Annotated in this window: 19 protein-coding genes; 8 read left to right on the top strand and 11 right to left on the bottom strand. The window is 64.6% G+C overall.

The window, feature by feature from the left end:
• The 5 genes from ACSKT0_RS11810 (at nt 1) to ACSKT0_RS11790 (ending at nt 5,387) form a co-directional block, all read left to right on the top strand.
• Nucleotides 1–942 (top strand): XdhC family protein, encoded by a 942-nt coding sequence (locus ACSKT0_RS11810; RefSeq protein WP_437773925.1) that lies wholly within the window; start codon nt 1–3, stop codon nt 940–942.
• Entirely contained in the window at nt 926–1,870 is a 945-nt protein-coding gene (locus ACSKT0_RS11805) for an AAA family ATPase (RefSeq protein WP_437773924.1), read from the top strand. Before ACSKT0_RS11810 ends, ACSKT0_RS11805 begins: the two co-directional genes overlap by 17 nt.
• Nucleotides 1,863–3,107, top strand: a complete 1,245-nt coding sequence (locus ACSKT0_RS11800; protein WP_437773923.1) for a vWA domain-containing protein — start codon at nt 1,863–1,865, stop codon at nt 3,105–3,107. Before ACSKT0_RS11805 ends, ACSKT0_RS11800 begins: the two co-directional genes overlap by 8 nt.
• Before the next feature lie 103 nt (nt 3,108–3,210).
• Entirely contained in the window at nt 3,211–4,734 is a 1,524-nt protein-coding gene (gene exaC, locus ACSKT0_RS11795; protein ID WP_437773922.1) for an acetaldehyde dehydrogenase ExaC, read from the top strand.
• A 65-nt stretch (nt 4,735–4,799) separates the two neighbouring features.
• Nucleotides 4,800–5,387 carry an adenylate kinase gene (locus ACSKT0_RS11790; protein ID WP_437774017.1) on the top strand — a complete coding sequence of 196 codons (588 nt, stop codon included), beginning with the start codon at nt 4,800–4,802 and terminating at the stop codon, nt 5,385–5,387.
• Between the two features lie 94 nt (nt 5,388–5,481).
• Here ACSKT0_RS11790 and acs read toward each other — a convergent pair whose 3' ends face one another.
• From acs to ACSKT0_RS11735, 11 genes are all read right to left on the bottom strand, one after another.
• Nucleotides 5,482–7,506 (bottom strand): acetate--CoA ligase, encoded by a 2,025-nt coding sequence (acs, locus tag ACSKT0_RS11785; protein ID WP_437773921.1) that lies wholly within the window; start codon nt 7,504–7,506, stop codon nt 5,482–5,484.
• A gap of 199 nt (nt 7,507–7,705) precedes the next feature.
• The gene (gene adhP / locus ACSKT0_RS11780; protein ID WP_437773920.1) at nt 7,706–8,728 is read right to left on the bottom strand and encodes an alcohol dehydrogenase AdhP; all 1,023 of its coding nucleotides are present in this window, start codon (nt 8,726–8,728) and stop codon (nt 7,706–7,708) included.
• 238 nt (nt 8,729–8,966) lie between these two features.
• Nucleotides 8,967–9,254 carry a hypothetical protein gene (locus ACSKT0_RS11775; protein WP_437773919.1) on the bottom strand — a complete coding sequence of 96 codons (288 nt, stop codon included), beginning with the start codon at nt 9,252–9,254 and terminating at the stop codon, nt 8,967–8,969.
• A 66-nt stretch (nt 9,255–9,320) separates the two neighbouring features.
• Nucleotides 9,321–10,442 carry a ring-opening amidohydrolase gene (locus ACSKT0_RS11770; protein WP_437773918.1) on the bottom strand — a complete coding sequence of 374 codons (1,122 nt, stop codon included), beginning with the start codon at nt 10,440–10,442 and terminating at the stop codon, nt 9,321–9,323.
• Nucleotides 10,432–11,841, bottom strand: a complete 1,410-nt coding sequence (locus ACSKT0_RS11765) for an amidase (RefSeq protein ID WP_437773917.1) — start codon at nt 11,839–11,841, stop codon at nt 10,432–10,434. The genes ACSKT0_RS11770 and ACSKT0_RS11765 overlap by 11 nt, the downstream gene beginning before the upstream one ends.
• A complete protein-coding gene (locus ACSKT0_RS11760; protein WP_437773916.1) occupies nt 11,838–12,533 on the bottom strand; it encodes a GntR family transcriptional regulator in 696 nt (231 codons plus the stop codon). The genes ACSKT0_RS11765 and ACSKT0_RS11760 overlap by 4 nt, the downstream gene beginning before the upstream one ends.
• A 25-nt stretch (nt 12,534–12,558) precedes the next feature.
• The gene (locus ACSKT0_RS11755; protein ID WP_437773915.1) at nt 12,559–13,797 is read right to left on the bottom strand and encodes a CaiB/BaiF CoA transferase family protein; all 1,239 of its coding nucleotides are present in this window, start codon (nt 13,795–13,797) and stop codon (nt 12,559–12,561) included.
• Nucleotides 13,784–14,674 carry an enoyl-CoA hydratase/isomerase family protein gene (locus ACSKT0_RS11750; protein ID WP_437773914.1) on the bottom strand — a complete coding sequence of 297 codons (891 nt, stop codon included), beginning with the start codon at nt 14,672–14,674 and terminating at the stop codon, nt 13,784–13,786. The genes ACSKT0_RS11755 and ACSKT0_RS11750 overlap by 14 nt, the downstream gene beginning before the upstream one ends.
• The gene (locus ACSKT0_RS11745; RefSeq protein WP_437773913.1) at nt 14,671–15,645 is read right to left on the bottom strand and encodes an ABC transporter permease; all 975 of its coding nucleotides are present in this window, start codon (nt 15,643–15,645) and stop codon (nt 14,671–14,673) included. Before ACSKT0_RS11745 ends, ACSKT0_RS11750 begins: the two co-directional genes overlap by 4 nt.
• Complete coding sequence (locus tag ACSKT0_RS11740; protein WP_437773912.1) at nt 15,642–17,177, bottom strand: sugar ABC transporter ATP-binding protein; 1,536 nt, start codon at nt 17,175–17,177, stop codon at nt 15,642–15,644. The genes ACSKT0_RS11745 and ACSKT0_RS11740 overlap by 4 nt, the downstream gene beginning before the upstream one ends.
• Nucleotides 17,177–18,349: a sugar ABC transporter substrate-binding protein gene (locus ACSKT0_RS11735; RefSeq protein WP_437773911.1), complete on the bottom strand. Its 1,173-nt coding sequence runs from the start codon at nt 18,347–18,349 to the stop codon at nt 17,177–17,179. Before ACSKT0_RS11735 ends, ACSKT0_RS11740 begins: the two co-directional genes overlap by 1 nt.
• Before the next feature lie 285 nt (nt 18,350–18,634).
• Here ACSKT0_RS11735 and ACSKT0_RS11730 point away from each other — a divergent pair, with 285 nt between their 5' ends.
• From ACSKT0_RS11730 to ACSKT0_RS11720, 3 genes are read left to right on the top strand one after another with little or no spacing between them, the layout of a single operon-like run.
• Nucleotides 18,635–19,573, top strand: a complete 939-nt coding sequence (locus ACSKT0_RS11730; RefSeq protein ID WP_437773910.1) for an ATP-binding cassette domain-containing protein — start codon at nt 18,635–18,637, stop codon at nt 19,571–19,573.
• On the top strand, nt 19,570–20,679 hold the full coding sequence (locus ACSKT0_RS11725; RefSeq protein ID WP_437773909.1) for an ABC transporter permease: 1,110 nt from the start codon (nt 19,570–19,572) through the stop codon (nt 20,677–20,679). Before ACSKT0_RS11730 ends, ACSKT0_RS11725 begins: the two co-directional genes overlap by 4 nt.
• On the top strand, nt 20,679–21,779 hold the full coding sequence (locus ACSKT0_RS11720) for an ABC transporter permease (RefSeq protein ID WP_437773908.1): 1,101 nt from the start codon (nt 20,679–20,681) through the stop codon (nt 21,777–21,779). The genes ACSKT0_RS11725 and ACSKT0_RS11720 overlap by 1 nt, the downstream gene beginning before the upstream one ends.
• Nucleotides 21,780–21,808 lie beyond the last annotated feature (29 nt).

The following is a 21,808-nucleotide window of genomic DNA, read 5'->3' as shown; positions in this document are numbered from 1 at the left end:
ATGCCCCTGCACGGAGAAGACTTGGCGGCGAGGGCGCAGGAACTTGTGGAACGCCGGGAACCTTTTGTGCGTGCCACCGTAGTGCGCGCGCAGCATCCCACCAGCGCCCATGCCGGGGACACCGCCCTGGTGCTGGCCAACGGGGAAATCGACGGGTTCCTTGGCGGCACGTGTGTCGAGGCCTCAGTGCGCGAATACGGACTGCAGACGCTGACCAAGCACGAACCCCTGCTGCTGCGCGTAGTCCCCGGCGAGCCGTCCCGCACCCGCGAGGAGGGCGCCGTGGAGGTCGCAAATCCCTGCCTCAGCGGCGGCGCCGTGGAGATTTTCCTCGAGCCGCAGATGCCCGCGCCCAGGGTAGTGGTGGTCGGCGCGACCCCCGTGGCACAGGCCTTGGGGGCCCTGGGCGCCATCCTCGACCTGGACATGCAACTCACCAACGGGACCGCCGCGGAACCACGGGCCGACGACGCCGCCCTCATCGTCGCGTCGCAGGGCCGGGACGAGGAGCCCGCGTTGGAGGCCGCACTCCGGCTAGGGGTGCCGTACGTCGCCTTGGTCGCCAGCCGCACGCGCGGCGCCGCGGTCCTGGCTTCGCTCGACGTCGACGACGGCCAGCGTGCGCGGGTGCACAGCCCGGCCGGACTGCTGCTGGGCGGCCGCACGCCTGCCGAGATCGCACTGTCGATCCTGGCCGAGCTTGTGTCCGTGCGCCACCTTGGCAGGGCTGTAGAGGCTACGAGACCGGAGACTGCGGCGGCGGATCCGGTGCCCGCGAGCACCGAGCCCGCGAGTGCCGTGGACCCTGTCTGCGGCATGAGCGTCGCGGCTGTGGAATCTACGCTGCACGCCGAGTACGCCGGAACGACGTACTACTTCTGTTCCGCTGGTTGCAGGAGGGCCTTCCTCGCCGATCCGGAACACTATGCCACCGCGTCGTGAACCCCCGGCCGCCGGACCGGTGCGCGCGGGTGCCGAAGACGAAGTGCGCCGCCTTGTCCCGGACGTCTCCGCGTTGATGTCCGCCCTCGACGACGGCGACTACCTCGCCGACGTCGGACTGGCGACCGCCTTGTTCCTGTCCATCCGCTTGCCACAACCCATCCTGCTGGAGGGTGAGGCCGGCGTCGGGAAGACCGAGGCAGCGAAGGCGCTGGCCAAGGTGCTCGGCACTCCCCTGTACCGCTTGCAGTGCTACGAGGGCATCGACGTGGGCGAGGCCCTGTACGAGTGGAACCATCAACGCCAACTCCTGGGGATCCGCCTGGCTGAAGTCCGGGACATCCACGTAGAGGAGGCCGATCTCTTCGGGGAACAGTACTTGCTGCGCCGCCCGCTGCTGAAGGCGATCGAGCATCCAGGTCCGCGCCCGGCCGTCCTCCTGCTGGACGAGATCGACCGGGCCGACGCCGAGTTCGAGGCCTTCACTTTCGAGCTTCTGGCCGAGGCAGCGGTGACGATTCCCGAGCTCGGCACCATCCGCGCCACGCACCCGCCCGTCGTCGTGCTGACCTCCAACCGGACCAGGGACCTACACGACGCGCTAACCAGGCGCTGCCTGTACCACTGGATTGACTACCCACGGCCCGAACGGATCGCCGCTATCGTACGCCGCAAGGTTCCCGGGAGCGCCGAGCCGCTCGCCCTGGATGCCGCAGCGGCCATCACGAGGCTGCGGTCCCTGGACTTGGCCAAGCCCCCGGGGATCGCGGAGGCCATCGACTGGGTGTCCGCCCTCACGGTGCTTGGCGTCGACCGGCTGGATCCGGTTGCGGTGAAACAGACGTGGGGTTCGGTCTTGAAGAATCGCGACGATCTGGACATTGCCTGGGCCCGCGGACCGGCATGGGTGGCCGGCGGCCATGACTGACTATGCGCCCAGGGATGGCTTGGCCGGCGTCGATGCGGCGGCTTTGGCGGTGGGGTTCAGTACGGCGCTGCGCCGGGCTGGACTCCCGAGCTCCCCGGACCGCACGGCCTGGCTGGCGCAGGCGCTGAGGATCGTTCCCCCTGCTGCCCGTGAGCCGCTGTACTGGACGTGCCGGGTGGCGCTCGTCTCCTCGCACGAACAACTGCCGGTATTCGACGCCGTCTTTTCGGCCGCATTCGACGGGATGCCCGATCCGGCAGAGACCCGGGGCGATGCCAATAACCCACCGGCGATCGGAGCGGCGGAGCGCGCCCGAGCGGCTCCCGGCGAACAACGGCCGGCTCATGCCGACGGCCACGTCCCGGCGTCGCGGGCACCCGTCGCCGCCCCTGGAGTAGGGAGCGACGACGAGGCCAGCTCACCCGCGTTGGAGGCAATCCTGGCCATGGCCTCGGCTGACGAGCACCTGCATGAGAAGTCCTTCGCCGAGCTGACACCTGAAGAAGCTGCCCACGTGCGCCAGCTGGTCCGGCGGATCGTGCTGGCTACTCCGGAACGCCGAAGCCGCCGGACACGACAAGGCGCGCACAGCGGCGCGAAGCTCGATCTCCGACGCACCATCCGCGCGGCACGGCGCACCGGGGGCGACGCAGGCTCCTTGGTCTATGCCCGGCGTCGTCAGCGTCCGCGCCGCCTCGTGTTCCTGTGCGATGTATCCGGCTCCATGGAACCGTACACACAGGTGTTCCTTTCCCTGCTGCAGGGCGCAGTAGCCGGCGCCCAGGCCGAGGCGTTCGTGTTTTCCACGCGGCTGACCAGGCTCACCCGGCAGCTTTCGAACCGGAACGCAGACAAAGCCCTGGCCCTGGGAGCCGCCGCCGCGCCTGACTGGGCGGGCGGCACCCGGCTCGCGGAGAGCCTCCGGCACTTCATCGACGGCCATGGACGCCGCGGCTTGGCCCGGGGTGCGGTCATTGTGGTGCTCTCCGACGGTTGGGCACAGGACGCGCCGGAACTGGTGGACGCCCAGATGGCGCGGCTGCGGCGGCTCGCCTACCGGATCGTCTGGGTCAATCCGAGGAAAGCCGGCGCGGACTACCAACCGTTGGCGGGTGGCATGGCCGCGGCGCTGCCCTATTGTGACGCCTTCATCAGCGGGCACAACTACGCAGCTTTGACGGAAGCTGCAACCGCCATTCGCGCCGAGCGGTCACGTCCGGCAAGGAAGCTGGGTTAGTGCCCAGCTTCAGTAGGGCAGGGCCCATTGCAGCCTGGTCGCAACCTTTGAACCCCTAGCATGGGGGCCAGGACGAAGACGTCCGTTTTCCAGAGGAGTGACCATGACTGTTTATGTACAGCCCGGCCAAGAAGGATCCAAGGTCCAGTTCAAGGACCGCTACGAGAACTGGATCGGCGGAGAATGGGTGGCTCCAACTACCGGCCGATACATCGAGAACGTCTCCCCGGTGAACGGGAAGCAATTTACCGAGGTGGCTCGCGGCGCCGCTGCGGACGTCGAGCTCGCCCTGGACGCCGCGCACAAGGCTTCACCGGCGTGGGGAAAGACATCAGCCACTGAGCGGGCTGCTGTGCTGAACAAGATCGCAGACAGGATCGATGCCAACCTCGAAATGCTTGCCGTCGCCGAGTCCTGGGACAACGGCAAGCCCATCCGCGAAACCCTTAATGCGGACATCCCGCTCGCGGCGGACCACTTCCGCTACTTCGCCAGCGCCATACGCGCCCAGGAAGGCCGGCTGTCCCAGCTCGACGAGGACACCACGGCGTACCATTTCCACGAGCCCCTCGGCGTGGTGGGGCAGATCATCCCGTGGAACTTCCCGATCCTCATGGCCGTGTGGAAGATGGCCCCCGCCCTTGCCGCCGGCAACGCCGTCGTCCTGAAGCCCGCCTCCAACACCCCGGCCTCCATCCTGGTCCTGGCGGAACTCATTGCGGACCTGCTGCCGGCCGGCCTGCTGAACATCGTCAACGGCTTCGGCTCCGAGGTGGGAAAGCCGCTGGCCTCCAGCCCGCGGATCCGGAAGATCGCGTTCACCGGCGAGACCTCCACCGGGCGCCTGATCAGCCAGTACGCCAGCGCCAACCTGATCCCGGTCACGCTGGAGCTTGGCGGCAAGAGCCCCAACATCTTCTTCAACGACGTTGCCGACTCCAACGACGCCTTCTACGACAAGTCGCTCGAGGGCTTCACCCTGTACGCCTTCAACCAAGGCGAAGTCTGCAGCAGCCCGTCCCGTGCCCTCGTCCAGGACGGCATCTACGACTCCTTCTTGGCCGACGCCGTGGCCAGGACGCAGAAAATCATCCAGGGCAACCCGCTGGACACCAATACACAGATCGGTGCCCAGGCATCGGTAGGCCAGATGGAGAAAATCCTCTCCTACATCGACATCGGGCTCGAAGAGGGCGCAAAGATCCTCAGCGGCGGTGCACGGACGGAGCTTGACGGCGACCTTGCGGGCGGGTTCTATGTGCAGCCCACCATCTTCGAGGGCCAGAACAAAATGCGGATCTTCCAGGAGGAAATCTTCGGCCCGGTGGTCTCCGTCGCGCGCTTCACGGACTACAACGACGCCATCAGTATCGCCAACGACACCCTCTACGGCCTAGGAGCCGGCGTCTGGTCCCGCAACGGAAACGTCGCCTACCGGGCAGGACGGGAAATCCAGGCCGGCCGCGTCTGGGTCAACAACTACCACGCCTACCCGGCTGGCGCCGCATTCGGCGGCTACAAGTCCTCCGGTATCGGCCGCGAAAACCACGCCATGATGCTGGACCACTACCAGCAGACCAAAAACCTCCTAGTCAGCCACTCCGAAAACAAGCTCGGCTTCTTCTAGAGCCTGACGGACAACCCCGCGAGCTTTCAACAACGACTCAACGAAAGGCAACTTGAATGACGAGAATGCTGATGATTGGCCCGCCCGGTTCCGGTAAAGGCACGCAGGCGGAACGTCTCTCCGAACGCCTCGGCGTCGTGGCGATCTCCACCGGCGACATCTTCCGCGCCCATGTGAAGGGCGGGACGTCCCTTGGCATCGAAGCCAAGAGGTACATGGACGCCGGTGACTTTGTCCCCGACACGATCACCAACGAGATGGTGCGCAGCCGCCTCTGCCAGGACGACGTCGAGGACAGCTTCCTGCTGGACGGCTACCCCCGCACCACGGCGCAGGTTGATTACCTGGACCAGGTCCTCGCCAGGGGCGGGCAACAACTGGACGTCGTCCTGCAACTGACCGCCGATGACGACGAACTGGTCCACCGCCTGCTGGGCCGCGCGAAGGAGACGGGTCGCAGCGACGACAACGAAGCCATAATCCGCCACCGGCTGGACCTTTACCACGAGCAGACCGAAGCCGTAGTGGCCAAGTATGCCGAGCGCGGCATACTGAGAAAGGTTGATGGCCACGGCGGGATCGAGGATGTCACCGACAAACTAATGGGCGCCATCGAAAGCCCAAGCAGGGTGTCCATCGCCGGCGGACGGTAGTCCTGGAACCATCGGCATCAGTGATCCCGGAACAGTAATCGGCCCTGTCGGATTCCCTCATGGGAATCCGGCAGGGCCCATCTGTGGTGCGATCTTACAACGAAGGCTTCAGCGACTGCGCGATCTGGGCCATGATGGTGGGGTCGGAGAGGGTGGTGGCGTCGCCGGGTTCGCGGCCTTCGGCGACGTCCTTGAGGAGGCGGCGCATGATCTTCCCGGAGCGGGTCTTGGGCAGTTCGGGGACCACGAGGATGTGCTTGGGTTTGGCGATGGGGCCGATTTCCTTGCCGACGTGGTTGCGCAGTTCGGCGACGGTGGCGTCGCCGTCGTTTACTGCGTCCTCGCGCAGGATCACGAACGCGACGACGGCCTGGCCGGTGGTTTCGTCGGAGGCCCCGACGACGGCGGCCTCCGCGACCCAGGGGTGGGAGACGAGCGCGGATTCGATTTCGGTGGTGGAGAGCCGGTGCCCGGAGATGTTCATGACGTCATCGACCCGGCCCAGGAGCCAGATGTCGCCGTCTTCGTCCTTCTTGGCCCCGTCCCCGGCGAAGTACATGCCCTCGAAGCGGGACCAGTAGGTCTCCTTGAACCGTTCCGGGTCCCCCCAGATGCCGCGCAGCATCGCGGGCCAGGGTTCGCGGACCACGAGGTAGCCGCCGTGCCCGTCCGGGACGGACTCCCCGGCCTCGTCCACGACGTCGATCGCGATGCCCGGCAGCGCCACCTGCGCGGAGCCGGGCTTGGTCGCCGTGACTCCGGGCAGGGGGGCGATCATCTGGGCGCCGGTCTCGGTCTGCCACCAGGTGTCCACGATCGGGGCGGGGTGGGCCTTCTTTTCCCCGTTCTTGCCGGCGTTGGAGCCGATGACGTCCCGGTACCACATCCAGGCCTCGGGGTTGATGGGCTCGCCCACGGACCCCAGGACCCGGATCGAGGACAGATCGTACTTTGCGGGGATGTCCCGGCCCCATTTCATGAACGTCCGGATCGCCGTGGGGGCGGTGTAGAGGATGGAGACCTTGTACTTTTCCACGATTTCCCACCAGCGGCCCTGGTGCGGGGAGTCCGGGGTGCCTTCGTACATGACCTGGGTGGCGCCGTTGACCAGGGGTGCGTAGGCGACGTAGGAGTGGCCGGTGACCCAGCCGACGTCGGCGGTGCACCAGAACACGTCCGTCCCCGGGTGCAGGTCGAAGACCGCCCTGTGCGTGTACGCGGTCTGGGTCAGGTAGCCACCGGTGGTGTGCAGGATGCCCTTGGGCTTGCCCGTGGTCCCGGAGGTGTACAGGATGAACAAAGGGTGTTCGGCATCGTGCCCGACGGCGGTGTGCTCGCCCGAGGCGGCGCCGACGGTGTCCTCCCACCACTGGTCCCGGCCCTCGTGCCAGTCCACGGGCTGGCCGTTGCGCCTGACCACCACGACGTTCCGCACCGTGTGTCCCTCTTTGGACAGGGCCTGGTCCACGGCCGGTTTGAGCGGGCTGGGCTTGCCGCGCCGGTAGGTGCCGTCCGCGGTGACCACGAGCTTGGCCTGGGTGTCATCGATCCTCGAACGCAGGGCGTCGGCGGAGAAACCGCCGAACACCACCGAGTGCACGGCCCCGATCCGGGCACAGGCCAGCATCGTGATCACCGCTTCCGGGATCATCGGCAGGTACACGGCCACCCGGTCCCCCTTCGCCACCCCGAGGGACTCGAACGCGTTCGCGCACCTTTTCACCTCGTCGGTCAGCTGGGCGTAGGTGTAGGAGCGGGTATCGCCGGGCTCGCCCTCGAAGTGGATCGCCACCCGGTCACCGAGCCCGTTCTCCACGTGCCGGTCCAGGGCGTTGTACGCGGCGTTGATTTCCCCGCCGACGAACCACTTCGCGAACGGCGGCTCGGACCAGTCCAGGGCCTGGCTGAAGTCCGTCTCCCAGTCCAGCAGCTCCCGGGCCTGCTTCGCCCAGAACGCCGGACGGTCCGCAGCCGCCTCCTCATACACGTCGGCGCCGACCACCGCGTCCGCGGCGAACTCGGCAGTGGGCGCGAACTTCCGGTCCTCATGGAGAAGATTTTCGAGGGCATCGCCGCGCTGGGGTGGCCTGTACGATGCTTCGGTGCGGGCGTTGGACATAGCTAAGCTCCTTAGGTCTCACTAAGCTGTTCTGTTGAAATGCACACGATTTACTGCCTGTGCGAACAGTCGGCCGCCGACCACTACCCCCATGAACTGGGTGCGGAGACCCCTGAACGGCCTCGACCATCGCGGGACCGTTCAGGGGCACTGCAGATGAATGAGCCGAAGTCCCGGCTTCCTTCGCGGCTGAATTCGATCAGTACTTGATGACCACGCGGCCGTCGATCTTGGCATGCTTCATTTCGTCAAAGACCGCGTTCACCTCGGAGAGCTCCCTCGTGGACACGGTCGGGTGGATCTTGCCCTGCGCGTAAAAGTCCAGCGCTTCCTCAAGGTCCTGGCGTGTTCCCACGATCGAGCCACGAACGGTCAGGCCCTTGAGCACAATCTCGAAGATCGGCGCAGGAAAGTCGCCCGGCGGGAGCCCATTGAAGACGATGGTCCCGCCACGCCTGGCCATGCCGATCGCCTGCCCGAACGCCGAAGGATGCACCGCCGTGACCAGGACACCATGGCAGCCCCCGGTTTCCCGCTGGATGACTTCCGCCGGATCTTCGTGCAGCGCGTTGACCGTGAGCTCGGCGCCGTGCTTCTTGGCGAGGGCGAGCTTGTCGTCGGCGATGTCCACTGCGGCAACCCGCAGGCCCATGGCCACCGCGTACTGGACGGCGATGTGCCCCAGGCCGCCGATCCCGGAAATGGTGACCCACTGGCCGGGCTTGGCCTCCGTCATTTTCAATCCCTTATAGACCGTGACTCCCGCGCACAGCACCGGGGCAACTTCCACCGGGTCCGAACCTTCAGGAATCCTCGCGGCGAACCGGCTGTCCACCAGCATGTACTCACCAAAGGAGCCGTCGACGCTGTAGCCCGCGTTCTTCTGGGCCTCGCACAGCGTTTCCCACCCAGTCCGGCAGAACTGGCAATCGCCACAGGCGGACCAAAGCCAGGCGTTGCCCACGAGGTCTCCGACGGCGAGGTCGGTGACGCCCTCACCGAGGGCAACCACTTCACCCACGCCTTCATGGCCGGGCACGAACGGCGGTGAAGGCTTGACCGGCCAGTCCCCCTCCGCGGCGTGCAGGTCCGTGTGGCACACACCGGTGGTCAAGACCCTCACCAGCGCTTCCCCCCGGCCAGGAACAGGAAGAGGAAGGGACTGGATCTGAAGGTCTTGACCGAATTCAGTTACTACGGCTGCTTGCATTGTCGTCGTCATTGGCGAAATCCTTGCGTCGTTAAAGCGTGGAGCAAATGGAGCATTATTTTTGGGCGCCCGGGCCGAAACCCAACCATCGCGAGTCCCCGTTGCGAGCAGGTCGATGGAGCGTTGGCCTCAGCCTAGGGGCGGGAGGGTTGCGAGCAGGTTGCAGCCTTGTGAGTCAGTTCACATGCACCTCCACGCTCCACGTTCGGATTGCGCGCACGAGCCGTCATTTAGTCACGCAGCGTCCGGCCTATGAATATCGAGGCCTCGCGATTCGAAGGTCTTCGCATCGGAGATAGAGGCGCCGACCGAGTCCTTTGTGCTGCATGAGCCAGACACCGGTGCCGTCGGGCATGGTTGCGTCCACGGTTCCCGCCGTCAACATCTCTGCATCCCGGTACACCTGGACCTGCTCGCCGGCATGAAGGCCCGCCCAATCGGTGACGAAACCATCTGCCTTCGTGGGAGGGCCTCCGTTTGCTCGTTCTCCCAAGTAGCAGGTCAGTTCGGGACTATTAGCGCTTTCAGGCGAGTTCATATCGGTTCCTTTGAAATGGGCCCCAATGCGTAGACAGGGTGCAACAGCAGCGAGCCCTTTGTTCCGCTATTCCGTCGCCTTCACAATGACGGCCAGCGGGTTGCCATTGGGAGGACCTTGATGTGAATTTCGCTCACCACCGCTGACGAATACTGTGGTGTGGCCGGTCAGCGAGGCCAGGAGAAAGCCTCCCATTGCCTTGGCGACGTGGTACCCGACCTGATCGTCCAGCATGGTGATGCGTCGGCCGTCCAGCTCGGCTGTTTCGGGCATGATCATCTTGGCCAAGGCGTACACAACAGCTTTTGAGGTTTCGCTGACGTCGCAGCCCGGACCTATTCCTGCGGATTCGAGGGCACCGCTTACGGCAGATGCGTCGATGATGGTCCGCATTGATCGGTGCCCGATACGCAGTGGGCTGGACGAGTCGGTTGAGTTCCCAAGCAACAGAACTTCGGCATGAGTCTTCTCGCCCCCGGAAGAAGTCATGGCGACGTCCGAGAACACCGACCAGTCCCTGCGGACCATCGAATCGTGTACTTGAACGTCTTCTGCCTCACCCAAAGCGAGGGCGACGCCAAGCGCCGATCCGTCGTTGGAGTAGCAGATGGCACCCTCGGCTCCGATGGAGACGTCCCTGGTGACAGTTTCGTGGCCACGGGCGTTCGCGTCGGCGATCGACTCGGCGGTCAGGGACGGCGCCTTGACGAGGACGAGGTGGACATCGGACGGATCCGTCAGCCCGGCATCCTGCATGGCAGCGCTGACGGCCGACCGGACTTTGGAGATCTGGCCCATCCGCCCGACTTCCTCGGGGAGGATTTCCTCGGAATGCGACAGCCCGACGACGAGGCGCGGACTGCCCTTGTGCGGTTTCGGCGCAGGGTCGGCTGTCCGCGTGAAGAGGGCAACGTGGGGCGTGATCACCCCGGGGCTGCCGCCGGAAAGCACGATGCAGACCCGGTCAGCGATCTCAGCCGGGCTGCATCCGGTCCGCCGGGCGAGGAGTGTCCGGATTGCCAGGTCGGCGGTCTCCCGGCCGACGTCCCGGCCGAGGCCGGTCCCCTCGCTCTTGCCCACGACGGCGACGACGTCGGCGGGATCGATGGTTCCGGCGTCGAAGAGCTTGGCGATCTCCGAGACATCGGCAGGGGTTCGCATCTGGCATACATGCACGTCAGTTCGCATCCGGAATCCTGTTCTTCAGTGTTTTGGTGCGCCCCCAACCGGACGCCTGTTCCAGCGCCGCGCCGATCGCGAGTGCGAGGTCCTCCCTGAAACGTGGCGCGACGACTTGGACGGAGATGGGCGCTCCGGAGCGGGCCGTGGCGACGGGCACTGACAAGGCCGGGAAGCCGAAAAGGCTGATGGCCCGGCTCGGCGCCAGCAAGGGGAAGTTCGCTACATCTCCGCGCAGGTCCCGGGGAATGTCAACGCTCACAGGCAGGATGAGGGCCCGCTCCCCGGTGAGCCACTGACGAAGCTTGGCGACTATCTTGTTGCGGTGCTCCCACAGCTCGGCCTGTTCGGCCCTGCCGGGCGCCGTCCGATTTTCAAGCATGGCCCGGACCGGGGCGCCAATGAGTCCCGGGCGCGCAGTATTGACGGCGGCAATGGTGCCCATGGCGTCTGCGGCACGGAGCAGGTCATAGACCCTAAGCCCGTCGTTGACGGCATCGGGCAGGCCCTCCTGGACGCGCGTTCCTAATGACCTGAGTGCTTCGACCGCGAAAAGGACGGTCCGCACAACCTCGGGGTCCACCGGGACGTTGCCAACATGGGTACCCCAGCGGACTTCGACGTCACGCGGGTCCACTTCGCGGTAGTCCCCGAGAGGCTCGTCGACTGCGATCGGGTCGATGCCGTCCGGGCCGCTGATGACGGAAAGCGCTGTGTGCAGGTCATCGATGCTCCGGCCCAGCGGGCCGATGACCTGGACTGCGTCTTGGAAGGACAATGCCTCCACTCCCAGCGGATCGGCGCCGGGAAGGGTTGGCTGCTCCCCCGATCTGGGGACTCGCCCCACCGTTGGACGCAGACCGACGAGTCCGGTGCACTGGGCCGGCCAACGGATCGAGCCGCCGTAGTCGCTCCCGAGGCCCACAAATGACATTCCGGCGGCAATCGCGGCGGCTTCACCGCCACTGGATCCCCCAGGCGTCCACTCTCCGAGCGGATTGAACGTCCTGCCGAACAACTCGTTGTTCGTGTCCACGCCCAGGGCAAACTCCGGACAATTGGACTTGCCCATGAGGACGGCGCCGGCGGCACGCATTCTGGCCACGGCAGTTGCGTCGACTCCAGCGCTCCAATCCTCAAGAGTCCTGGATCCGCAGGTGGTCGGCAGGTCTGCCGTCGCGAGCATGTCCTTCACCGTGAACGGAATGCCGGCAAGCGGACGGTGGGTCCAGTCCGCATGAGCGGACTCTGCCAGGGCATCGGCGCTTCGACTGGAGACCAGGGCGTTAAGCGGGCCGTTGCGGCGTTCGATCTGCTCCACCGCAGACTTCACAAGGGCGTCACCCGCCAAGTGTCCCGACCGCACCTGCGCAGCGAGATCGCGCAGGGTCACCGGGGTGGTGGTCACCCTCCAGTGCCAATCAGATCATCGAGATTTTCAAGGAGAGACGCGTTGCCGTGATGGGCAATCTCGTACAAGACGGCTTCCTTGTCACCCGTTTCGATGCTTTCCAGCAATTGGGCATGGCGGGGGTGCATGTCTTTGCGGTCACCGAACATCTGTTCACGGAACTTCAGGTTGTACCCCATGCACAGTTCGAGCTGAAGGCGGAGTCCTTCGTAGGTATTGATGAGCCGCTTGTGGCCCGGCAGGGAGACCAAGGCAAGGTGGAAACGGCTGTTGGCCTGGACCGCAGCTTCATCGTCCATTTCTTCCGCCGCGACCCGCATGTCTTCGAGCGCATCGCGCATGGGTTGAAGCCGGCTCCGGTCCAGGACGGGCATACCCAGTTCCACGGCCATCCGCTCCAGGGCGAAGCGAAGAGAATAGATCTCCCGGACATCTTCGGCCGTGATGGGGATGACGATGAAGCCCCGGCGGGGCAGGCTCTGGACCAGTCCGTCCCGTTGAAGTATCCGCAAGGCCTCCCTCAGCGGAGGACGGCTGACACCGAACATTTCCGACAGGCGTTCCTCAACGAGCCGTTCCCCGGGACGGAACTCGCCCGACACGATCAGGGCCCTCAACCGCTGGACGACGGCGTCGGCCATGGTCGGGACCAGGACTTTGCTCGTGCCGGCCGTTGCTTCAGCACTCATGGTGTCTCCTGATCGTGTGTCGGGTTCATAGTCCGCCATTGCTGGCCCTGTCCGGGTCCGGGTGGACGTGGACCGGACCCGTGATGATGCCGGCTTCCATCAGGCGGGTGATTTCGGATGCCGGGACGCCAAGTTCGGCCGCGATTTCCACCGTGTGTTCGCCCAGCATCGGTGCGGGGCGGCGCAGCCAGCCGTCTTCGCTGCCCTGGACCTTGACAGCCTGGCCAAGCACTTTCATGGTACCCAGTTCAGGGTGTTCAACCGTTTGCACCATGCCCAAAGCCGCAGTAATCGGGTGATTAAGGGCTTGCTCCAGGTCCAGCACCCGTCCGCAGGGGATTCCGGCGTCGTTGATGAGCGGGATCCACTCTTCCGCGCCCCGCTCCGCCAAGGCATCCTCGATGAGGCGGCGGAGTTCGACGCGGTTGGCCATGCGGCCGGCGTTGTCGGCGAATCTGGCGTCCTCGGCCAGGCCATCCAGGTTCAACACGGCGCAGAGACGCCGCCACATCTTCTCGTTCCCCGAGGCGAGGGTCACCGAGGCATCCCGGGTCTTGAACGTCCCCTGCGGGAACATGATCGGATGGTCGTTCCCGTCACGTCCCGGAACGATTCCAAGGCTGAGATACTTCTGGGCCTGGTAGGACATCAGTGTCAGAGTGGACTCCATCAGCGAGGATTCAACGACCGAACCCGAGCCCGTGCGGTCGCGCTCGTGCAGCGCCGCGAGTACGCCCACGGCCGCGAAGACACCCGTGGCCGAATCGCTGATGGCGATCCCCACGCGCAACGGGCCGGTCTCCTGCGTACCCGTTACGCTCATGAGGCCGGACATCGCCTGTGCCGTCTGATCGAATCCGGGCAGCGCGTCCCCTGGCGGCTTCGTACCGAATCCACTGATATTGACGTAGATCAGCCGCGGATTGCGGGCCCGAAGCAGTTCGGAGCCCAGACCCATCTGTTCGGCCGTTCCCGGACGGAAGTTCTGGACGAAGACATCTGCGTCATCGATGAGCCCCAGCAGCAGGTCCCGGCCTTCCGCCTGGCGGAGGTCCACGGCAAACGAACGCTTGTTCCGGTTCGAAGCGAGATAGTAGACGCTTTCATCCCCGTGGAACGGGCCGGACTGGCGGGCCGGATCCCCGGTCGGGAGGGTTTCGATCTTAATGACGTCGGCCCCAAGATCAGCCAGAAGCATCGTCAGCGTCGGACCCGAAAGATAGCGGGTAAGGTCAATGACTTTCAAACCGTCAAGCGCGGCCATGAGCGGGGATCCTTCCGTCAGTGAAATTCGGGGTCCGGCCCGTGAGAAAGGCGTCGATTCCTTCGCGGAGATCGTTTCCCTCGTAGGCCTGGGCGTGCAGTTCCCGGATCAATTCATGCCCATCCGTGACCGCCGGGTCGGCGGCGAGGGCCGTTACCTGTTTGGTAGCCCTCATCGTGACTTCCGAGCTTTCGACGATGTTCCATGCCAAGCGGGCGGTCTCGGCACTGAGTTCTCCAGTCTCGACGACCTTTTGAACAAGACCCCAGGCCAAGGCCTGGTCCGCCGTCGCAAGGGCGCCGCTGTAGACCAGGTATTTGAGGTTGGCGGCTCCAATGAGGCCGGCGACGGCGCGTGTCTCGGTGAGCCCCAACGTCACCCCGAGCCTGCCGATCGGAATACCGAAAAGCGAGCCGTTGCTGGCCAAGCGGACGTCGCAGGCGGTTGCGAGTTCGCATCCGCCGCCGACGGCCAGGCCATCGATCATGGCGATCACCGGAAAGGGCACGGACTGGATCGCCTGCAGGGCCACGGCGATCGCTGCGTTGTAGCGGTCTGCTGCGGCGGTCCCTAGCCGCTGTGCCGGGAACTCCGAAATGTCGGCGCCCGCACCGAAGGCTCGTCCCCCGGCGCCCTTCACGATGACGACCCGCACGGCGGGGTCATCGCGTAGATCGGTGAAGACCGCGCCCAGGCGCTGCCAGCCGGCGAGGGTCAGGGCGTTGTGCTGGGCCGGTCGGGTGAGCGTGACCACGACAGCGGTCTTGTTCCCCAGCGCCAGTGCCTGAAGGGCGATCATGTCCTCCACGGTGTCCGCTGAAGGCTCTGCTTCGAGAACGGCGAGCAGATCCTTTGCAGCTTCAATGACGCGCGTCATCCGTTGTCCAATGGAACGCGGCGTCGGGACAGCTGGGACAAGGCGACCGCTACAAGCAGGGCACCGCCGTAGAAGAGTTGCTGAACGTAGGACTGGATCCCCATCAACTGCAGACCTGTGATTCCGGTGACCAGGAAGTACACGGCAATGGCGGTCCCCCACGGATTGAACCTGCCGGGCATGATGCTCGTCGCACCCAGGAACGCCGCTGCGAAAGCAGGGAGCAGGAGGTTCGTGCCTGAGGTGGGATCGGCGCCGCCTGAAGTCCCGGCGTAGAGGACTCCCGCCACAGCAGCCAGGGTCGAGGACCCCATCAGCGCGCCGACCCGGACGCGACCGACGCGGACACCGCTGAGCTTGGAGACGTTCCGGCCGCGCCCGACGAAGAGCAGCCGGCGTCCGACTGAAGTGTATTCCATGATCCACCAGAGCAGGGCGCACAAGCCGATGGCGTAAAAGAACGCCAAGGAGATGCCGCCGAAGCGTTTTACGATGACCCAGTCGACCAGCGTGTGGGAGATTCCCGAAATGGTTGCGGAGTTGCTGACCCAGAGGGTGATTCCGCCGAGCAGAGTACCCATACCGAGCGTGACTATCAAGGATTCAATCCCGAAGAAAACCATGATGATGCCGTTGAGGAAGCCGACCAGCAGGCCCATCGCGAGGGCTGCCATGATCGCGGCCCAGATGGGCCAGCCGTATTGGACGTTCAGGATAGCGATCATCATGGCCGACAGCGTGAGCACGGCACCGACCGAAAGGTCATAGTCGCCTGCGGTGAGGGGAACGATCAAGGCCAGTGTCAGGACCAGGAGGACGGCTTGGGAGCCGAACATCGTCTGGAACGTCGCCGGGGTCAGGAAGACGTGGGGATTGGCGATGCCGAAACCTATGATGAGCAACAGCCATGCCCCGGGCAGTGCGATGCGCTGAACCAGGCTGAGCCGGCCCCCGCCTTTGAGAAGGGTCATGAGGCCTCCGCCGGTTGGGCGTCCTGGTCCACTGCGTACGACTGCTCCGAGATCTCTTCCTTGTTCACGTGGCTTCCGGTCAATTCCGCCACTATCCGTCCCTGCCTGAATACCAGGACGCGGTCGCAGATCAATGCCAGTTGTTCGTGGTCGCTGCTCGCGCATAGCACAGCCATCCCTTCTGCGGTCGCTGACCGCAATACGCTGAAGATTTCTTCGCGGGCGCCGACGTCGACGCCCTGTGTCGGTTCATGGACCATCAGCAGTGACGGTCGAGTCTGGAGCCATTTGGCCATAAGTACTTTTTGCTGGTTGCCGCCTGACAGGCTTGAACAAGGCAGGGCCGGATCATTGGGCCGTACTTGGAAGGCGGAAAGAACCTTCCTGGCCTCCTCGCGCATGCGGGATCGGCGAAGGATGGGGCCCTTCTGGAATTGGTCCATGGTCTGCATGCTGACGTTGTCCAGGACCGAGAGGGAAAGAATCGCCCCGTCGCGAGGCCGGTCGGCCGGAACAAGCGCCATGCCTGACCGGAAGGCGCTGGTAGGGTTTTGGCCCCGCAAACGAACGGGCGATCCGTTCAGGGCCAGTGTCCCGGTTTCGGCTTTGGCCGCGCCGAACAGAATGTAGGGAACGTCCTCGAATCCGGATCCTGACAAACCTGTCACGCCGAGGATTTCTCCCTCATGAACGGCGAAGGATGCCTCGGCGACGAGGCCACCCTTGAGCCCGTCAATGACCGCGACTGGCTTGGTGGCCGCGATCTGCGCGGCACTGCGGTGCGACACGGCCTTGAGTTCGTGGCCTACGATCAACTTGACCAATTCCTCGCGGCTGGTCTGCTCCGTCGCGCCGTTGCCGACCACGCGGCCGTCCCGGAATACGGTGAATCGGTTCGTAAGGCGCTTCACTTCTTCGAGGTCGTGCGAGACAAACAACACGCCGGCCCCGCCCGCAGCGACGTTGCGGGTCAGATCAAAGAGCATCTCCGTGTCATCCTGCGGCAGGAACACCGTTGGCTCATCAAGGACCAGAAGACCGTTGCGGGGCGCACCGGAAACCGCCCGGACAATCGCCAGCAGCGCCCGTTCGACAGGCCGGAGCGTGCTGACCGCAGCAGAAGGATCTAACTCGACCTTGTACTTCCTGAACAGCTCATTGGCGATCCGGCGCCAGGACCTCCAGCGGATGCCCGCGGAGTTTCCAGTGGAGATCTCGTCGAGAAATAGATTCTCCAGAACACTCAGACTGGAGATGAGGCCTAGATCCTGGTGGACGAACCTCATCCCCAGCGCCTTGTAGTCTCCGGGGGCAAGCGGGAGCCTGACTTCGTTTCCGTTCACCAGCAACCGGCCACCGGCATCCGGTTCGTGGAAGCCGGCGAGCACTTTGATGAGCGTGGACTTCCCGGAACCGTTCTGGCCTAGAAGCCCGTGGATCTCGCCTGCGTTGACTGTGAGGTCAACTCCTTGCAGCGCTTTGACTCCGCCGAAGGTCTTGGCCAGGTTGCTGATCTGCAGAACGGCTGGCATTACTTCACGCCCCAGAGGGTCTTGTATCCGTCCTGGAATTTCGCCGGATCCCCGTAACCGTTCTTCTGGTTCGCAGGTGTTCCAGTCTCATTGACATTGCTTGCGTCGAAGAGCCGCAACGGAGTCTTTTCACTAGCAAGCGGGGCCGTTCCGGTGAGGACGCGAAGGACCTGGTCCATGTTGGCCCATCCCAGCCATTCGAGGGGTTCGCCGATCTCGGCTGCCACCAGGTTCTTCGCCTGGATCATGCTCAGTACCGAAGCTGTTCCGTTGTAGGCAACTATCTTGACGCTGTCTGTCTTACCAGCCTGGGTGATGCCGGTGCCAAGCAATGGAGTCATTCCGTCGAAGACCGGGACAACATAGTTGATGGTCGGGTCACTGAGCAGCGCAGCCTGGACCTGAGTGGGGACATCGGTCGCCCAGTTCGAAATCGGGATATTCACCACCTTGGCCTTGCAACTGTCAGGGCAGCGGGCTTTGAGTTCGTCGCTGAATGCGGACGCGATTCCGGCGCTGGGCTGGACTTCGTTGGAGGCGACAAAGTAGGCGTTCACATGACCGCCCGATTGCTCAATCGCGTAGTCGGCCATCAACGTCCCCGCCCGGTAGTGGTGCGCGTCCACGAAGGCCGTCACATCAGGAAGATCCTTCTTTGCCGAACCGATGTAGGACTCGTCGTAAAGGTGGGTGCTGATGACAGGAATCCCCGCCGCCTTTGCCGCCGCAATCTGCGGTCCGAGCAGCTTCGGGTCAGGTGAGCCTTCGAGCACGATCGCGTCGACCTTTTGGGCGATGGCGCTATCCATTCCCTGGATCCATTGCGACACCTGCCCCTGGTTGGTGAACTGAACCACCTTCACTCCGACAGCGTTGCCCGCGTCTCCCATCGCTGCGTCAACAATCTGGTTGAACGGAACTGTGCTGTTCAAGCTGATGTTGGCCACGACTTTCCCTTTGGCCTTGGAAGCATCGAAAGCCGGACCCGGTGCGGAAAACGAAGGCGCCGCCTTCGCCTGGTCGATGACGGCTTTCACCGCGGTGGTATCGATGGCAGGGCTCTGAGTACCGGACGTCGTCGTACTCGCGCCCTCGGAACAGCCTGCCAGTGCCACGAACGTTATGGCGGCCAAGGAAAGTGTTAGTGCCCTGAATCGGGTGGTGCGCGTCATTGCGGTTCCTTCAGTGTGTTGGGGCAGCAGGGTAGCCAGCCGTACTGCGTGATATCCATCACCCTACTCCGTCTTTTGACTACTGTATACAATTTCCCGTAATTTCCTCGCCCCATGATGGGCGCATCGGGCTTCGCCGCACTCCTTGCCACTACTTCGATGAGTCAGCGGGAGCGCTTGTATTTTGTTCGGCACCGCCCCATCATGGAGCCGTGACGCCGCCAATTAAGTCTGCGCATCGGATCGCGACCGCGTTCCCCTCCCGCTGTTCGGGGTGGAAAAGGCATGACTGAAACGGCCATTGAGCTCATAGGCGTGACCAAGCGATTCGGCTCCCTTACCGCCGTCGACGACCTCAGCCTGCAGGTGGAGCGCGGGGAGATTTTCGGCCTTCTCGGGCCCAACGGCTCCGGCAAAACGACCACCATCGACATGATCAGCGGCCTCAGCCGCCCAAGCTCCGGCTCGGTCAGGGTCCTGGGCATCGACCTGCTGAAGGATCCGCGCGGGATCCGGCGCTCGCTGGGGACAGTACCGCAGGAGAACGCGCTTTACGAGGAACTCACGGCCGATGCCAACCTCCGGTTTCATGCCGACCTCTTCGACGTGCCCAAGCATGGTCTCGATAGGAAGATCACCTCGCTACTTGAGCTTGCGCAGTTGGTGGAGCGCCGGAAGAGCCGCGTTTCCACCTTCTCCGGCGGTATGAAACGACGCCTTGCCCTGGTCCGGGCGTTGCTTCACGAACCCGAGCTGCTCTATTTCGACGAGCCGACCCTCGGAGTCGACGTGCAGAGCAGGCATGCCCTCTGGGACCGGATCCTCGAGCTCAAGGATCACGGCACCACCGTACTCATCACGAGCAACTACCTTGAGGAAGCAAACGTCTTGTGCGATCGCCTTGCCATCATCGACCGGGGACGGCTGGTGGCGCTCGATTCGCCGTCCACACTGAGGCGCAGCTTCGGTGACACCGTGCTTGAAATGCGCACACATCCGGCGCCCGGCGAGGACATCGTTCGAAAGGTCCTTGCGCTCCCCGGCGTTGTCTCGGCAATTGCTTCCGACGGCTCGCTGAAGGTCAGTGTAGAGGGCGGTGCCGACGTCACCGGCAAAGTGGTGACCGCCGTCGTCGGGTCCATGAGCCTGGAGGAGATCCAGAGCCGCGAACCGAGCCTCGACGAGGTCTTCCTGAGCCTGACGGGCAAGGAGCTCCGGGAATGAGCCTCCGCCATGACCTGCGTGTGATCCGGGCCGTGGCGGCGACGGACATCCGCCTCACCCTCCGCGAGCCGCTCTTCGCCATTATCGGCGTCCTGATCCCGATTAACTTCTTGCTTCTCTTCCTGCTCTTCGCGATCAGCGGCGGCCAGGCACCGATCGCCGTCGTGATGAATGACCACGGACCGCTGGCCGAACGTTTCGTCCAGGCCATGGACGGAGCGCATTCGTTCATCATCCACACCGCGTCCCCGGCCGATGCAGAACGGGAGATCCGCTCCGGCAGCATTGTCGCCGTCGTCACCGTGCCACAAGAGTTCGACGCCGCCCTCACCGCCGGAGCGCGAATCGAGATTCCGGTGGAAGTCAACAACCTCAACGTCGACTTCACCAACGACATCCGGCGGGCCGTTCCGCTGTCCATCACGTCCTTCTACGCGGACGCTTTCCCCGACCAGGTGGTGGTGACCGCCCGCGAATCCGACGTCCAAGCCCAGGACACGGGCTACATTCCGTATCTCGCGGTGAGCATCATGGTTGCCGGCCTGATGCTCGCGTCCCAACTGCAAGGCAGCGTCAATACCGCGCGGGACTACGAACTCGGGACCATCAAGGAACTCGCGCTGGCGCCTGTGAGCCGTTTGACCATCGGGGTGGGCAAGGTCCTGGGAGCCGCAGTCCTCGCGGCGGCGTCCGCGTTGCTGCTACTCGTCGTCGTGGTCCTTTTTATCGGGGTCCATCCGCTCCATCCCTTCGAGGTGTTGGGCTTCGGACTCCTGATTCTGGCGGCGTTCCTCGCCCTCGGCGTCCTCGTCGGGACCCTGGTCCGCCGCCGGCAACAGGCAATCCCCTTATCCATCGCGGCCGTCCTTCCCCTGTTCTTCCTGAGCGGACCGTTCGGGCCGGCGAACTGGCTGGGCGCCATCCCCGGCGGGATCGCAGCGATATCGCCCCTCACCTATGCGATCGCCGCCTTCCAGCACGCCTTCCACGGTTACCAGACGGCCCCGCAAGGCCTGGCTGTGGACGCCATCGTGCTGGCAGCCTTCAGCTTGGCGGCCATCGGGTGCGCGGCCCTCGTGTTCGGCCGGCGGGAGGCGAGGCACTGATGGCCGCCGGACGTGCCGTACTCGCCATCGCGGCGAAAGACATCCTGACCTGGTTCCGGACGCCGTCGGCGATTCTGGCCAGCTTGCTGCCGCCCGTCGCGTTCCTGCTGATCATCTTCGTGGTGGCCGGGGCGGTCGGCCGGAACCCGGTCGCTCTGGTGGTTGAGGACAGCGGGCCGCAGGCGCAGCGACTCGTCACGATCCTTGAGGCCTCGGACGTCTTCCGCGTCCAGCGGGCGACTTCCGCTGAGGCCACTCACTTGCTCGACACGCTCCAAGTTGCGGCGGTCGTGACCGTACCCGCCACGTTCGACGACGACTACCGGGCACAGCGGCCCGACCCCGTCAGCGTGCGGATCAACAACCTGAACCTCGACTTCACGAACGATCTGCGCCGGTCAGTTCCGGCTGCCATTACCAACTTCTATGCCGGCCAGCCGGACACGCCGATCATGGTCGGTGTCGCCGAATCGGACCTGAGGCCGCACGACGTCGACCTGGTCCAGTTTCAGCTCGTGCCGATCCTTGTGCTCCTACTCACGATCATGGGGATCGTCAATGGCGGGTTGGCCGCCGCCCGCGAGTTCGAAGACCTGACCATCAAAGCGCTGTTGCTCTCGCCGATCGGCCGCGGGTCGCTCATCGCCGGCAAGATCCTGGCGTGCTGGGTAACAACCATGCTCGTGGCGGCGGTTGTCCTGGTCTTGTCGTTCGCCTTTGGGGTCCTGCGGCCTGCCGGCTGGTATTGGTTGCCGGCGCTGGCCGCGATTGGACTGATCGCGCTAGCGGCCGCTGGGCTCGGCACGGCTTTGGGTGGTGCACTGCGGCGCTTCTCAGCCGTTGCCGGGGCCGGCATCAACCTTTCGATCTACCTGTTTTTCCTCAGCGGAGGAATCAGTGTTGCCGCGTTCCTGCCGGAGTGGATCCAGGCCATAGCGCACTTCACACCGACGTTTTACGGGGTGGATGCCTTGGAGGCCGCGATCTTCTACCAATCGACCGACAACCTGGGCCGGGACCTCGCGGTGCTGCTGGCGACGGCAGCAGTCGGACTCGCTTTGGGGACGGTGTCCCTTCGGCGGCGGCTCGTCGCTTACTAGCTTTCGAGATCGACGACGTCGCAAGCGCC

Source organism: Arthrobacter sp. KNU40 (genome assembly GCF_051515115.1).
Lineage (GTDB): Bacteria > Actinomycetota > Actinomycetes > Actinomycetales > Micrococcaceae > Arthrobacter.
The sequence above is the reverse complement of the archived record's forward strand: the minus strand, read 5'-3'. Positions and strand labels throughout refer to the sequence as shown.

What these genes read in the sequence shown, in the direction of transcription:
- ACSKT0_RS11810 (WP_437773925.1), top strand. Translation starts at nt 1, where the DNA reads ATGCCCCTGCACGGAGAAGACTTGGCGGCGAGGGCGCAGGAACTTGTG.
- ACSKT0_RS11805 (WP_437773924.1), top strand. Translation starts at nt 926, where the DNA reads ATGCCACCGCGTCGTGAACCCCCGGCCGCCGGACCGGTGCGCGCGGGT.
- ACSKT0_RS11800 (WP_437773923.1), top strand. Translation starts at nt 1,863, where the DNA reads ATGACTGACTATGCGCCCAGGGATGGCTTGGCCGGCGTCGATGCGGCG.
- exaC (WP_437773922.1), top strand. Translation starts at nt 3,211, where the DNA reads ATGACTGTTTATGTACAGCCCGGCCAAGAAGGATCCAAGGTCCAGTTC.
- ACSKT0_RS11790 (WP_437774017.1), top strand. Translation starts at nt 4,800, where the DNA reads ATGCTGATGATTGGCCCGCCCGGTTCCGGTAAAGGCACGCAGGCGGAA.
- acs (WP_437773921.1), bottom strand. Translation starts at nt 7,506, where the DNA reads ATGTCCAACGCCCGCACCGAAGCATCGTACAGGCCACCCCAGCGCGGC.
- adhP (WP_437773920.1), bottom strand. Translation starts at nt 8,728, where the DNA reads ATGACGACGACAATGCAAGCAGCCGTAGTAACTGAATTCGGTCAAGAC.
- ACSKT0_RS11775 (WP_437773919.1), bottom strand. Translation starts at nt 9,254, where the DNA reads ATGAACTCGCCTGAAAGCGCTAATAGTCCCGAACTGACCTGCTACTTG.
- ACSKT0_RS11770 (WP_437773918.1), bottom strand. Translation starts at nt 10,442, where the DNA reads ATGCGAACTGACGTGCATGTATGCCAGATGCGAACCCCTGCCGATGTC.
- ACSKT0_RS11760 (WP_437773916.1), bottom strand. Translation starts at nt 12,533, where the DNA reads ATGAGTGCTGAAGCAACGGCCGGCACGAGCAAAGTCCTGGTCCCGACC.
- ACSKT0_RS11755 (WP_437773915.1), bottom strand. Translation starts at nt 13,797, where the DNA reads ATGGCCGCGCTTGACGGTTTGAAAGTCATTGACCTTACCCGCTATCTT.
- ACSKT0_RS11750 (WP_437773914.1), bottom strand. Translation starts at nt 14,674, where the DNA reads ATGACGCGCGTCATTGAAGCTGCAAAGGATCTGCTCGCCGTTCTCGAA.
- ACSKT0_RS11745 (WP_437773913.1), bottom strand. Translation starts at nt 15,645, where the DNA reads ATGACCCTTCTCAAAGGCGGGGGCCGGCTCAGCCTGGTTCAGCGCATC.
- ACSKT0_RS11740 (WP_437773912.1), bottom strand. Translation starts at nt 17,177, where the DNA reads ATGCCAGCCGTTCTGCAGATCAGCAACCTGGCCAAGACCTTCGGCGGA.
- ACSKT0_RS11735 (WP_437773911.1), bottom strand. Translation starts at nt 18,349, where the DNA reads ATGACGCGCACCACCCGATTCAGGGCACTAACACTTTCCTTGGCCGCC.
- ACSKT0_RS11730 (WP_437773910.1), top strand. Translation starts at nt 18,635, where the DNA reads ATGACTGAAACGGCCATTGAGCTCATAGGCGTGACCAAGCGATTCGGC.
- ACSKT0_RS11725 (WP_437773909.1), top strand. Translation starts at nt 19,570, where the DNA reads ATGAGCCTCCGCCATGACCTGCGTGTGATCCGGGCCGTGGCGGCGACG.
- ACSKT0_RS11720 (WP_437773908.1), top strand. Translation starts at nt 20,679, where the DNA reads ATGGCCGCCGGACGTGCCGTACTCGCCATCGCGGCGAAAGACATCCTG.